Raw genomic sequence first — 333 nt, forward strand, 5'->3', positions numbered from 1 at the left:
CCTACCAAGGCGACGATCAGTAGCTGGTCTGAGAGGACGACCAGCCACACTGGGACTGAGACACGGCCCAGACTCCTACGGGAGGCAGCAGTGGGGAATTTTGGACAATGGGCGAAAGCCTGATCCAGCAATGCCGCGTGTGTGACGAAGGCCTTCGGGTTGTAAAGCACTTTTGTCCGGAAAGAAATCCTTGACCCTAATACGGTCGGGGGATGACGGTACCGGAAGAATAAGCACCGGCTAACTACGTGCCAGCAGCCGCGGTAATACGTAGGGTGCGAGCGTTAATCGGAATTACTGGGCGTAAAGCGTGCGCAGGCGGTTTGCTAAGAC

At 56.5% G+C, this 333-nt stretch carries 1 rRNA gene; it reads left to right on the plus strand.

The features are described 5' to 3' along the window. Positions 1 to 333 (plus strand): 16S ribosomal RNA (locus AC3IFE_RS01630); the annotation flags it as partial.

The organism is Burkholderia sp. APQ4-4ca (assembly GCF_057837105.1).